Origin of the sequence: Salegentibacter sp. Hel_I_6 (genome assembly GCF_000745315.1) — a bacterium.
Classification (GTDB): Bacteria; Bacteroidota; Bacteroidia; order Flavobacteriales; family Flavobacteriaceae; genus Salegentibacter.
The window spans coordinates 3,075,625-3,088,514 of record NZ_JQNQ01000001.1; the positions used below are offsets into that span (position 1 = coordinate 3,075,625).

14 protein-coding genes are annotated in these 12,890 nt (G+C 37.1%); 13 read left to right on the plus strand and 1 reads right to left on the minus strand.

What is annotated here, in order from left to right; genetic code table 11:
* Window positions 1–40: 40 nt before the first annotated feature.
* Entirely contained in the window at window positions 41–799 is a 759-nt protein-coding gene (locus FG27_RS13550) for a 5'-nucleotidase C-terminal domain-containing protein (RefSeq protein ID WP_037319996.1), read from the minus strand.
* A gap of 203 nt (window positions 800–1,002) precedes the next feature.
* On the opposite strand from FG27_RS13550, the gene FG27_RS13555 reads away from it, so the two are divergent.
* From FG27_RS13555 to coaE, 13 genes are all read left to right on the plus strand, one after another.
* Window positions 1,003–1,701 (plus strand): hypothetical protein, encoded by a 699-nt coding sequence (locus FG27_RS13555; protein ID WP_156101235.1) that lies wholly within the window; start codon window positions 1,003–1,005, stop codon window positions 1,699–1,701.
* A 206-nt stretch (window positions 1,702–1,907) separates the two neighbouring features.
* The gene (gene dapA, locus FG27_RS13560) at window positions 1,908–2,786 is read left to right on the plus strand and encodes a 4-hydroxy-tetrahydrodipicolinate synthase (RefSeq protein ID WP_037320001.1); all 879 of its coding nucleotides are present in this window, start codon (window positions 1,908–1,910) and stop codon (window positions 2,784–2,786) included.
* A gap of 300 nt (window positions 2,787–3,086) precedes the next feature.
* Window positions 3,087–3,914 (plus strand): outer membrane protein assembly factor BamD, encoded by an 828-nt coding sequence (locus tag FG27_RS13565; protein WP_231563330.1) that lies wholly within the window; start codon window positions 3,087–3,089, stop codon window positions 3,912–3,914.
* Between the two features lie 13 nt (window positions 3,915–3,927).
* Complete coding sequence (locus tag FG27_RS13570) at window positions 3,928–4,260, plus strand: DNA-directed RNA polymerase subunit omega (protein WP_037320005.1); 333 nt, start codon at window positions 3,928–3,930, stop codon at window positions 4,258–4,260.
* Between the two features lie 5 nt (window positions 4,261–4,265).
* Window positions 4,266–5,471 carry a bifunctional phosphopantothenoylcysteine decarboxylase/phosphopantothenate--cysteine ligase CoaBC gene (gene coaBC / locus FG27_RS13575; RefSeq protein ID WP_037320007.1) on the plus strand — a complete coding sequence of 402 codons (1,206 nt, stop codon included), beginning with the start codon at window positions 4,266–4,268 and terminating at the stop codon, window positions 5,469–5,471.
* Window positions 5,464–6,351 (plus strand): DUF4835 family protein, encoded by an 888-nt coding sequence (locus FG27_RS13580; RefSeq protein WP_037320009.1) that lies wholly within the window; start codon window positions 5,464–5,466, stop codon window positions 6,349–6,351. The genes coaBC and FG27_RS13580 overlap by 8 nt, the downstream gene beginning before the upstream one ends.
* A 355-nt stretch (window positions 6,352–6,706) precedes the next feature.
* The gene (recN, locus tag FG27_RS13585; protein ID WP_037320012.1) at window positions 6,707–8,359 is read left to right on the plus strand and encodes a DNA repair protein RecN; all 1,653 of its coding nucleotides are present in this window, start codon (window positions 6,707–6,709) and stop codon (window positions 8,357–8,359) included.
* Between the two features lie 117 nt (window positions 8,360–8,476).
* The gene (locus FG27_RS13590; protein WP_037320014.1) at window positions 8,477–9,304 is read left to right on the plus strand and encodes an enoyl-ACP reductase; all 828 of its coding nucleotides are present in this window, start codon (window positions 8,477–8,479) and stop codon (window positions 9,302–9,304) included.
* A gap of 451 nt (window positions 9,305–9,755) precedes the next feature.
* Window positions 9,756–9,977 (plus strand): hypothetical protein, encoded by a 222-nt coding sequence (locus FG27_RS13595; RefSeq protein WP_037320016.1) that lies wholly within the window; start codon window positions 9,756–9,758, stop codon window positions 9,975–9,977.
* A complete protein-coding gene (locus FG27_RS13600) occupies window positions 9,977–10,285 on the plus strand; it encodes a type II toxin-antitoxin system RelE/ParE family toxin (RefSeq protein WP_037320018.1) in 309 nt (102 codons plus the stop codon). Before FG27_RS13595 ends, FG27_RS13600 begins: the two co-directional genes overlap by 1 nt.
* Before the next feature lie 39 nt (window positions 10,286–10,324).
* Window positions 10,325–11,332 carry a glycosyltransferase family 2 protein gene (locus FG27_RS13605; protein ID WP_037320020.1) on the plus strand — a complete coding sequence of 336 codons (1,008 nt, stop codon included), beginning with the start codon at window positions 10,325–10,327 and terminating at the stop codon, window positions 11,330–11,332.
* Window positions 11,325–12,281 carry a hypothetical protein gene (locus FG27_RS13610; RefSeq protein ID WP_037320022.1) on the plus strand — a complete coding sequence of 319 codons (957 nt, stop codon included), beginning with the start codon at window positions 11,325–11,327 and terminating at the stop codon, window positions 12,279–12,281. The genes FG27_RS13605 and FG27_RS13610 overlap by 8 nt, the downstream gene beginning before the upstream one ends.
* A complete protein-coding gene (gene coaE / locus FG27_RS13615; RefSeq protein WP_037320025.1) occupies window positions 12,278–12,868 on the plus strand; it encodes a dephospho-CoA kinase in 591 nt (196 codons plus the stop codon). Before FG27_RS13610 ends, coaE begins: the two co-directional genes overlap by 4 nt.
* The last annotated feature ends 22 nt before the right edge of the window (window positions 12,869–12,890 follow it).

Here is a 12,890-nt window from a genome sequence, read left to right on the forward strand (position 1 = left end):
TTTCCAATAATAATGCGTCGTGAGCTTGCTTCGAAATTGTTTACTTTCTTATAAATCTATCGTCTTTCTCAGCCCTTAAAGTATCTACCTTTTCAAAATAATCTATAATGGCATTGCGCAGTTTATAGTCTACTTTAAATAACTTGATTGGATCTTTAAAAAAGTTCATATTATCGCCGCCTTGCTGCAAATAATCTGAAGTAGCTACAAAATAGGTTTTATCTTCATCAATATCTTCGCCGTTTATTTTTGCGCTGGTAACCTTATAATCCTGATCCATTTCAATTTGGATTCCACTAACGGGATGAGCGGTTTTTGCACGTTCCAGGTAAGTAAGTATTTCCTTAATTTTTTCTCCGGAAAGTTCTGCTACTACGATCTCATTTTCAAAAGGCATTAAGGCATAAGCACTTCTGGTTGAAATATTTCCTTTGTTGAGGCCAGCTCTAATTCCACCGTGATTTAGCAAAACCATATCTATTTCATTTCCGGTTCTGCTTTTAAAAACGGGATTGGCTTGCTCCATCACCACATCGGCCATTAAGTTTCCAATTGCAGTGTTAAGGTCGCCGTCGCTTTTTACCATATCGCGGGGATTATAGGCTAAAGTGCTGTCTAAAGTCTTATTTATATGTGCTTTAAAAGGAGCTATAAATTCTTCGATTTCGGGATCGGCTTCAATATTTTCATCAATTGTAATTCGCTGCCCTTTAATTTCGGCAGTTTCAACCGAATTTCCTTTGCAACTCAAAATGATTAAGGTGAGCAAAAGATAAATACCTAATCTGAGTGTTTTCATTTAATTATCATTAAAGCCGTAAAGGTAAATAGATTATCCGGGTAGGCTAAAATTTTATTTTTGAAAATTTAACGGTAATTCAGCGTAAAAAATAAGCATCTTATCGAAAAAATAGAACCTTTACTTAAAAACGCTAATGCTTTAGTAAAAAAGCTAATTATAGCCAAAGTATTTTTTTATTTTCGGGCCGCAATTAGATGAAAATGAATCTATTCCAATATGTATTAATCCTGCTTGTTCCACTACTTGGTGTAAATTTATACGCCACATTAGCAGAACTTGATTTGCTGATGCAGGTTAGTCAGCTGTTATTTATTCCCGGGATTCTTGGTATTTATTTAAAGCAGGTAAAGAAGCCTGATTTTAATGCTGTAATTTTCATTTCACTTTTCTTTATTGCTCAAATGAATGAAATTTTCGAAAAAAGCGAGAATCTTAGTTTAGCTTCACTTTTCTTATTTATTGTTGCTTATATTTTTTTGAGTAGAGAAGCGATTCGTAATACAGAAAGAGAAACCGCCAGTAAAAGAATGTTGTTGTATTTTGTTCTTCTTATCCTTGTAATTTTCTATTTGCTGCTTACTCATGTAATAGAAATAAAAACGTATACCAGCAGTACTATAGAATTTGCCGGTTATATTATTTATTATCTCAATTTACTTATCCTGGGAATTATTTCCCTAATTTATTACCTAAACTCTTATTCAAAAAAATCGGTTTATTTTATCACTTTGGTACTGGCATTTATTTTTGCCGACGTTTTTCGAGATACAGCCAATTTCTATATTAAAGATTCGGCTATTCTAATAACCGGCAATTTGCTTTGGTTCACCGGACTTAGCTTTAGCCTGCTTTTCTTTCTAACACCCGAGCGAAAACTACGCTTAATGAATTTGATATAATCCTATTGGGGGGCTCACCACCTGTTTATTTTTTAACAGAAAAATCAAAGCTGTTAAATATGTGGTTTTATTTTAAATACGGAAGTAGATTGTAGTTTCTGAAATTGACAAAATCAATACATTTGTCGCCCGAAAATTTTGCATTTTTCAGTTATTTTGAGAAAACGCACATATATTTTCGATTATCATAAAAAATTAAAGAGAGAATGAAGTCATTTATTGGTACCGGTGTGGCCCTAATCACTCCTTTTAAAGAAGATTTATCTGTAGATGTACAGGCACTGGAAAATCTGGTAGAGAACCAGATAGAAAATGGAATAGATTACCTGGTAGTACTTGGTACAACTGCCGAGAGCGCCAGCCTTAATAAAGCCGAAAAACAACTGGTTATAAATACTGTGATCAAGCAGAATAATAAACGTTTGCCTTTGGTTTTGGGACTTGGAGGAAATAATACCCAATCCCTTTGTGAGGAATTGGAAACCGGTGATTTTTCAGGCTTTGAAGCTATACTTTCTGTTTCCCCATTTTACAATAAACCAACCCAGGAAGGTATTTACCAGCATTTTATGGCGGTTGCCGCAGCTTCTCCTTTACCTATAATTCTATATAATGTACCAGGGAGAACAGCTTCTAATATGCTTCCTGAAACTATAAACCGAATCGCCACAAATTCTGATAAAATTATTGGCGTTAAAGAAGCTGCCGGTGATATGGTGCAGGCAATGAAATTAATTAGCCTGGTGCCAAAAGATTTCCTGGTAATTTCTGGAGACGATATGCTTACTTTACCTATGGTTTTAGCTGGCGGAAAAGGTGTTATCTCGGTAATAGCACAAGGTTTACCTGCGGAATTTTCTAAAATGGTTTCTTTAGGTTTAAAGGGCAATAATACTGAAGCCTACAATCTTCATTATAAAATGCAGCGCTCAATAGATCTTATTTTTGCCGAAGGAAATCCTGCCGGAATTAAAGCTTTGCTGGCTCAAAAAGGAAGCATTCAAAATTACCTTAGACTACCTTTGGTAAAAGCTACGCCTGCACTTCAGCAGCAAATTGAAGATTTTCTGAAAAATTTTGTCTAAAGTTATTAGTTACTTATTATAAGGTCTAAAAGTTTTAAATGTCGTAATCCTGAATTTATTTCAGAGCTTGCCCCGATTTTTACTCGGGGATCTAATAAGTTGATATTCGATTTATGTTAGAAGCTGAAACCAGTTCAGCTTGACGATAGAAGAATTCTTAGACCTTTTCTTTTTTCAGTAAATACCTTAATCTTTCCATTTTCTGCATAATAAAAAGAAGAGAATTTTGTTCTCTAAGCCTATAACACAAAGTTTTTTTTATACTGAAGAAAAATGTACTTTTGCAAGATGTTTTTACCAATGATGAAAAAAGTAATTTTATTAGCGGCAGTTTTAATGTTAACTGTATCCTGCGGAGAGTATCAAAGCTTACTTAAAAGCGAGGATACCGGGAAGAAATACACTTACGCAGAGCAGCTGTATAATGAGGCTCAGGAAGAAAACGATAATCGGAAATATCGTAAAGCACTTCGGTTATTTGAACAAATTGTTCCCGAGTATCGTGGTAAACCTCAGGGGGAAAAGCTTAGCTTTTTGTTTGCCGATACGTACTACGAATTGGAAAATTATTACCTCTCTTCTTACGAATTTGAACGCTTTCAGCAATCTTATCCAAATAGTGAAAGGGTAGAAGAAGCTGCATATAAAAAGGCAAGAAGTTTCTACGAACTGTCTCCAAAATATAATATAGATCAAACCGATACTCATAAAGCTGTCACAGAATTACAGTCTTATTTAAATACTTATCCTGAGGGTGAATATGTAGATATAGCTAATGAAATGGCTTCTGAATTACGAATTAAACTGGAGCAAAAAGAATACGAAATTGCAAAACAATATCATTTAACAGGCGAGGCCAGGGCAGGAAACTTCCGTGCAGCTATTAGATCGTTTACAAATTTCCTTTCAAATAACCCGGGATCACCATTTAGAGAAGGAGCACATTATTATAGATTTGATTCAGCATACCAACTGGCGGTTAATAGTTTTATGAATGTAATGCAGGAGCGTCTTGAAGAAGCGCTTGAGTATTACGAGAGTTATAAAAAATATTATCCAGAAGGCGAGTATATTGAGCCAATGGAAGCTTCAGTAGAAGATATAAAATCACGCTTACAAAATTTTTAATAGTAGAATAAAGATGGATATTAAAAAGACAGACGCACCAATTAACACAATTACCTTTGATAAGAATAAGGTAGACGAGCCGACAAGTAACATATACGAGGCTATTTCAGTGGTTGCGAAAAGAGCAAACCAAATCAATTCTGAAATAAAGAAGGAATTGTTGGAGAAGCTTGACGAATTTGCTACTTATAACGATAGTCTTGACGAGATTTTCGAAAATAAAGAGCAAATAGAGGTTTCTAAGTTTTACGAAAAACTTCCAAAGCCGCACGCACTTGCTATCCAGGAATGGTTAGACGGTAAGATCTATTACCGAAATACAAAAGATTCTGAAGCAGAAGCTTAATTAAGATGTCTGTACTAAAAGGCAAAAAAGTGCTTCTGGGCATAAGCGGTGGTATTGCCGCTTACAAATCTGCATTTTTAGTACGTTTACTTATTAAAGCCGGTGCACAGGTAAAAGTTGTGATGACGCCGGCTGCAAAAGAATTTGTTACTCCGCTTACACTTTCCACCCTATCCAAAAATGAGGTGTTTTCTTCCTTTACAGAAGATGATGAAGATGAGCAATGGAACAATCACGTAGAACTCGGCCTTTGGGCCGATTTTATGGTTTTAGCCCCAGCCACTGCCAATACCATGTCTAAAATGGCTTCGGGCAATAGCGATAATCTTTTACTCGCTACCTATCTTTCGGCCAAATGTCCTGTTTTCTTTGCTCCCGCAATGGATTTGGATATGTTTAAACATCCTTCCACAAAAAATAGTTTTGAAAGTTTAAAATCTTACGGGAATATCATGATTCCCGCAGGTACCGGCGAACTTGCAAGCGGATTAAAAGGCGAGGGAAGAATGGCAGAACCCGAAGAGATTATCGAATTTCTGGAAGCACATTTCTCCGAAAATTTACCATTGCAGGGAAAAAAAGTGCTTATTACCGCAGGCCCAACTTACGAGGCTATAGATCCTGTGCGCTTTATTGGAAATCATTCCAGTGGAAAAATGGGTTTTGAACTGGCTAAAAAAGCCGCTTCACTTGGAGCTGAGGTTATCCTAATTTCCGGCCCCACACATCTGAAAATTGAAGATCCAAAAATCAATTTAATTAGAGTGGTAAGTGCCCGGGAAATGTACCTTGTCGCACACGACCATTTTGAAAATGTAGATGTAGCTATAGCTGCCGCAGCCGTTTCAGATTATAAACCAAAGATCGTAGCGGCTCAAAAAATAAAAAAGGCCGAAGAAAATTTGAGCCTGGAACTTACCAAAACTCAGGATATTCTCTTATCCCTGGGTAAAAAGAAAACTCATCAAAAACTTATTGGATTTGCTTTAGAAACCAATAACGAATTGGAGCACGCCCGGGGAAAACTGCTAAAGAAAAACCTTGACTTTATCGTGCTTAATTCTTTAAATGATGCCGGGGCAGGTTTTAAAAAAGATACCAATAAAATTACCCTGGTTTATAAAGATTCAGAAAAAGCCTTTGAGTTAAAATCCAAAACCGAAGTTGCTGTAGATATTTTAAACGAAATCGTACATTTGTTAGATGCGTAAATTACTATTTCTTTTCATTTTAGTTGCCGGGATGCCTTTTGCAACCGCTCAGGAACTCAACTGTGAAATAGTGATTAATACCGAGCAAACCGGGCAGAGTAATCTTTCGGTTTTTAGAACTCTTGAAAATTCACTTCGGGAATTTGTAAATCAAACTTCCTGGACCAATAAAGAATTTGAACCTCAGGAGCGTATTAATTGCAGCATGTTTATTACCATTAACGAGTTTGAAGGAGAATCTTTTAGCGGGACCATCCAGGTGCAATCTTCAAGACCTGTTTACGGTGCTAATATGGTTTCCCCGGTGTTTAATTTTAACGATAATCAGTTCAGTTTTAATTATCGGGAATATCAGCCACTTAATTATAGCCAAACCTCGTTTTCCAGCAATTTGGTTTCTGTGGTCTCTTTTTATGTGTACACGATTTTAGGAATGGATGCCGATACTTTTGCTCCTGAAGGTGGTACTGCATATTACCAGGAAGCCAACCGAGTGGTAAATACCGCCCAACAAAGTGGTAGGCCGGGCTGGAGCGGTGCCGACGGCCAAACCTCCAAGTTTCGGTTAAATACCGACTTGCTCTCTAATATGTTTGTAGAATACCGTACTGCGTTATACCAGTATCACCGCCAGGGTTTAGATGTGATGCATAAAGATCCTGAAGCGGGAAAAATTGCTATTGCTGATGCGATAGAAAGCTTAACTACTATGAATTCCAGGAGAGCCAATTCTTTATTACTTCGAAGTTTTTTTGATGCTAAAGCCGATGAGGTAACGCAAATTTTTAGCGATGGTCCGGATATTAATCGCCCTGGTTTAGTACAAACTTTAAGCGGACTGGCACCACGATATGCCCGAAACTGGAGAAATATTCAGTAAAGAATTTTTACTCGATAATCGCGGTTTAAAAGTTGAAAATCCATAAACAGTCATACTTTAAAATTTAGACGTCACCCTGAATTGGTTTCAGAGCCTGCTCCGAATTTTTATCGGAGGTCTAAATTGAATGGTAGGTACTATTCGTGTTAAATGCTGAAACAAATTCAGCATGACGATTTTTTCATAAATTCACTTCTATGAGGGAAACCGGATATACATTTGAAAAGTATTATTTCTTTAGCAAACGTCTGTATAATCGAATTTTTCCCTTTTGATATAACTTCCGGGTTTACCAAAAGTTTATTGTTGATTAGGAATTATTTCTCCCGTATATTTAACGCAAATTTAGTTCACTTTGCTCACAACTTTATCTATAAAAAACTACGCCTTAATTGAAGATATAAATATTAAACTTCAGGAAGGCTTTACTATAATTACAGGGGAAACCGGTGCCGGGAAATCGATTATGCTTGGTGCACTCGGGCTTCTTTTAGGGAACCGTGCCGATTACGGAAGTATTCGCGATGCCGATAAGAAATGCGTGATAGAAGGTTCTTTCAATATTTCTAATTACAGGCTAAAAGATTTCTTTTTAACCGAAGATCTGGATTATGAAGAAAACACCATAATTAGAAGGGAGATCCTGGCCTCAGGAAAATCCCGGGCTTTTGTAAACGATACGCCCGTAAAACTTACTTCGCTAAATAAACTGGGGGAATATTTAATCGATATTCATAGTCAGCATGAAACTTTGAGTTTGGGAAATAACGATTACCAGTTTAGGGTGATCGATACCATAGCTAACAGTGAAACCTTACTTTTAGAATATAAAACCGAACTAAAAGCCTATAAAAAATTACAAAAGCGGCTTGTTGAATTAAAAGAGGAGCAGGCGCAAGCCACCAAAGAATACGATTATAACCTGTTTTTGCTGAATGAACTTGAAGAAGCTCGTTTAGAAAACGGGATGCAGGAAGAGCTGGAAACCCGGTATGAAGAATTAAGCAATGTAGAAGAACTTACCGAAAATTTAAGTTCAGCTTTAAATTTATTAGAGCAGGAGGAAATTGGTAGTTTAGACAGTTTAAAACAGGCACGCACTTCGCTGGCCAGAATTGCAAATTTATCTGCAAATTATGAAAATTTGCATCAGCGTATAGAAAGCGTGATTATAGAACTAGATGATCTTTCTTCAGAAGTAACTGACGCATTGGATAGGGTAGAAGCCAATCCTGAGGAATTGGAAGCTACTAATCAAAAGCTTCAGGTAATCTATAATTTGCAGAAAAAGCATTCCGCAGAAAATATTGCTGAATTACTACAAATAAAAGACGAGCTTCAGGAAAAAGTTTCGGTAAGTGAAAATGCGGAAAATGCACTTTCAGAATTAGAATCGGCTATTGTGAAGCAGGAAACAAAACTTGCTACGGTAGCAACTAAACTCCACGACAAACGAAAATCTATAATTCCGGCTTTTATTAAAGAAGCGGAAGCTCTGCTAGGCGACCTTGGAATGCCAAACGCCCGGTTAAAAATAGATTTAAAGAAAGTTCCAAATTTCCTTATTAACGGTCAGGATGAATTATTCTGGATGCTGGCGGCGAATAAAGGCGGCGATTTTAAAGAAATAAAGAAAGCCGCTTCAGGGGGTGAACTTTCCAGGATTATGCTGGCGGTAAAAAGTATTTTGGCCGCACAAAGTAAATTACCTACCATTATCTTTGATGAAATTGATACCGGGGTTTCCGGAGATATTGCGCAAAAAATGGCAGGAATTTTACAGCGCATGGGCAATGCAATGCAGGTAATTGCTATTACCCATCTTCCGCAAATTGCGGGGAAAGGAAACAGTCATTTCAAAATATTTAAAGAAGATTCAGCTAATGCTACTACCACAAAGATTGAGGAATTAAAAGATGGCGAGCGGGTAGAAGAGCTGGCGATGATGCTGGGTGGCAAAAATATTGGAGAATCGGCGCGGGCCCACGCACGGGCACTTTTAGATTAAGCCAATGTTCCGAAACTAATTTTATTATATTTACCCGATAATAGAGTTTTAAATAATTTTCCCAGAAAACCTCGTAAACCGAGGTGATGGACTAACAACCAAGAAAAATATATCACTATGTCATATAACCTGTTAAAAGGAAAAAAAGGAATTATTTTTGGCGCTTTAGATGAGAATTCTATCGCCTGGAAAACTGCTGAACGTATTAAAGAAGAAGGCGGGGAATTTGTGCTTACTAATGCTCCAATTGCATTAAGAATGGGAACTATTAAAGAACTGGCTGAAAAAACCGGATCTGAAGTTATTCCTGCTGATGCCACTAAAATTGAAGACCTGGAAAACCTGGTTGAAAAATCTATGGAGATCCTTGGCGGAAAAATAGATTTTGTACTTCACGCTATCGGGATGTCTGTAAACGTAAGAAAAGGAAATCATTACACAGAGCAGAACTACGATTTCACTCAAAAAGGCTGGGATATTTCTGCGGTTTCTTTTCATAAAACCATGCAGGTGCTTTATAAAAAAGAAGCGATGAACGAGTGGGGAAGTATTGTGGCGCTTAGCTACATGGCCGCACAACGTGTATTCCCTGATTATAATGATATGGCCGATAACAAAGCCTTTTTAGAATCTATTGCGCGTAGTTTTGGTTATTTCTTTGGGAAAGATCATAAAGTGAGAGTGAATACCATTTCACAATCGCCAACCCCAACTACTGCAGGACAGGGAGTTAAAGGATTTGACGGATTTATCGCTTATGCCGATAAAATGTCTCCGCTTGGTAATGCCACCGCATTAGAGTGCGCCGATTATACGGTAAGTCTGTTTTCTGACCTTACCAGAAAAGTAACGCTTCAAAACCTCTTCCACGATGGTGGTTTCGCTAATATGGGGGTAAGCCAGGAAGTGATGGAGTCTTTTGTAAAAGGGCAGGAGGAGAAGTAGATTGATTTAATGCTACATCATGTTGAATTTATTTCAGCATCAAAAATGAACTGAATTTCACTCAACCTAGATTCTGAAACAAGTTCAGAATGACGAAAACAACAACGTCACTGAACTCGTTTCAGCGTCTAACACCAAATGGAATTCTCGGCTTATAACTCCATTGAAAATCGGGGCAAGCAATGAAACCATTACGGGGTGAGGTTGGTAGAAAAGTTATTTCAGAATGACGAAAACCATTTTACCGTCACGCTGAATTTATTTCAGCGTCTAACGTCAAATGAAGTTGTCTTGACTTAGACCTCCGATAAATAAAAATCGGAGCAGGCTCTGAAACCAGTTTAGGGTGACGTTTTGGTTTCACGTCATACTGTCCCGAAGCTCTTTTTAAACATCTAAATATGAATCTAATTAAACAGGGTTTCGTATTTTTATTATAAACTTTTTAGATATGGATATTCAAACTGAGAAAATAGAGTTAGCAAAGTTATTGTTAAGCACCAATGATCCAGAGATTATTCAATCTATCAAGAAAATCTTTAGAAAGGAAACCTCGACTGATTTTTGGGATGAATTAAATTCCGAACAAAAAAAAGAGATCCAAACCGCAAGAAGGCAAATTGAAGAGGGAAATTATACCGATTACGAGGCTTTTATAAGTAAACATAAATAATGGATAGAAGGGTTATAATTTCTCCAATTGCGGAAAAGAAATTACAAGCTCTTCTTGAATACTTGCTGGAGGAATGGTCCTTAAAAGTGAAGACAAATTTTATTAAGCGTTTAGAAGACTATCTCCAAATTATAAAACAAGAACCGGAAAGTTTTCCGGAATCTGGGAAAATAAGTGGTTTAAGAAGGTGTGTGATTACTAAACAGGTCTCTATCTATTATGAATTTAATGATACAGAAATTAGAATTCTAACATTCTTTGATACCCGCCAGGATCCTGGGAAATTAGCCAAAGATTTTGAAAAGTGATTATTGAAAAACATTAAATCCTTGAATCATACTCACTAAATGAATTTAAATTATTCTTTTGTAATTCCCGTTTATAACCGCCCAGAGGAGGTGAGGGAGTTGCTGGAAAGTATGCTTCAGCTTCAGTTTTCACGGGATTTTGAGATCGTGATCGTGGAAGATGGTTCCAGTATTTCTTCACAGGAAATCGTTGAAAAATTTCAGGAGAAACTTAATATCAGCTATTATTTCAAAAAGAATACCGGCCCCGGCGATTCCCGGAATTTCGGGATGCAAAAAGCAAAGGGCAATTACTACCTTATCCTTGATTCAGATGTTTTATTACCGGAAAATTATTTACGGGAAGTAGATCGTTTTCTCCAAAAGAATTACTGCGATTGTTTCGGCGGACCAGATGCTTCCCATCCTTCTTTCAGTAGAACGCAAAAGGCCATAGATTACACCATGACCTCTTTTTTAACTACGGGAGGAATTCGAGGTAAAAAATCTTCGGTTAACGATTTTCAGCCCAGGAGTTTTAATATGGGAATTTCCCAAAAAGCTTTTGAAGCTTCCGGTGGTTTTGGTCAAATTCATCCCGGGGAAGATCCCGATCTTTCGCTTCGACTTAAAAACCTGGGATTTAAATTATGTTTGATTCCTGAAGCGGTGGTTTTTCATAAACGCCGAATAGATTGGTCTAAATTCTATACGCAGGTGCAAAAATTCGGGATGGTTCGCCCTATTCTTAATATGTGGCATCCCGGTTCTGGCAAGATCACTTACTGGTTTCCTGCAGTTTTTAGCCTGGGACTTTTATTTTCGGTTTTACTTTTAAAATTGGGAATTTGGTGGTTGTTTGGTTTATATGTGCTATATTTTATGCTCATTGCTATTGATGCTGCTATAAAAAATAAAAGCCTGGGTATTGGTTTTTTATCGGTTTATGCCGCTTTGGTACAATTTTTTGGCTATGGTTATGGTTTTATGAAATCTCTGTGGCATATTCAAATTTTAAATCAGGATCCTGAACACGAATTCCCGAATTTATTCTTTAAAAATGTTTAAAAACATAAGATTTAAGCGTATTTCTATTAAAAAATCCAGCCTTAAGAGTTTTGGTTTCTTTTTACTATTCTCTTCTCTAATCTGGTTTTTTGTTCAGATTTCTAAAGAATACACGCAGGTGATAGATATCCCGGTGTCTTATGTAAATATCCCTATGGATAAAAGCATTAGTAAAGAAAAGCCGGAACATTTACAATTGCGAATTCAGGATAAAGGTTTTGCGATTTGGTACTATAAAATATTTAGACCCGAAATTAAATTAGACCTGGGTAGAGCTATAGAAGAAAGTGGGGAATTGGTTTACAACTTTGAAGCGAACCGGGAGTACCTGGAAGAACAGGTGAATATTAATTTCGAAAAGGCACGGTTTATCCAGGAGACGCTTGCTATAAAATTTCAGCCTAAGAAAAAGAAGCTGGTAAAAGTAGCGCCAAGGATTAGGCTAAATTACGCGGTAGGTTACTCGGCAGGTGAAGCGGTTACCCTACGCCCAGATTCTGTACAGGTAAGTGGCCCCGGGGATATTATTGATACTTTGCAAACTTTGCGCACCCGGGAATTACAAATAAATAACATAAACTCCAATGTTTCGGGGAAAGTGAAAATTGATACTTCTAACCTGGGAATGTTAAGTTTTTATACCAATGAAGTTGCTTATAGCCAGAAAGTTGAAAAATTTACCGAAGGCAGTGTTAGCGTTCCGGTAGCTATTCGTAATCTTCCTGAAAATACTAATATCACAATTTTTCCGAAGAAAGTTTTGGTTTATTTTCAAGTGAATTTAAGGCAATATGAAATGGTAGAAGCCGATAATTTTAAGGTGGTTTGTGATTTTAATGATATTCATGAGGGAGATGATTTTATAATCGCCAGGATCGTAGACTCACCTTCTTTTGTTAGGAATCTACGGCTTAATGAACGTAAAATTCAATTTGTAATAAAACGATGATGGTAGTAGGACTTACCGGCGGAATTGGCAGTGGGAAGACCACCGTAGCAGGCTTTTTTAAAGAAAAAGGGGTTCCGGTTTATATCGCTGATGATGCCGGAAAACGTTTGCTGGAAACTTCAGAAGAGATCAGGGAAAAAGTGACGGCCTTAATTGGTGAAAAGGCTTATTCCGCAGAGAATCCAAATCGCAAACATATCGCTTCCGTAGTATTTAATGATTCTAACAAACTGGAAGCCCTCAACAAGATCATTCATCCTGCCGTCGCTAAAGACTTTGAGGTTTGGAAAAACAAACAAAATGCTGCTTACGTGCTTTATGAAGCCGCTATTTTATTTGAAGCCGGGGGCTATAAAAAATGTGATTTCAATATTTTGGTTACCGCAAATAAAGAAGAAAAACTAAAAAGACTTCAAAAGCGAGATGAAAGTACCATTGATGAAATTGAAGCCCGAATGGCCAAACAATGGAGTGACGAAGAAAAGAGAAAGCTGGCAGATTTTGAAATTGAAAACCACCAACTAACCCTTACCAGCGCACGGGTTAACGAATTACATGAGAATCTCTTAAAACGAGGTAAAAATTAGCAGAAGTTTTGTTAACATTTGG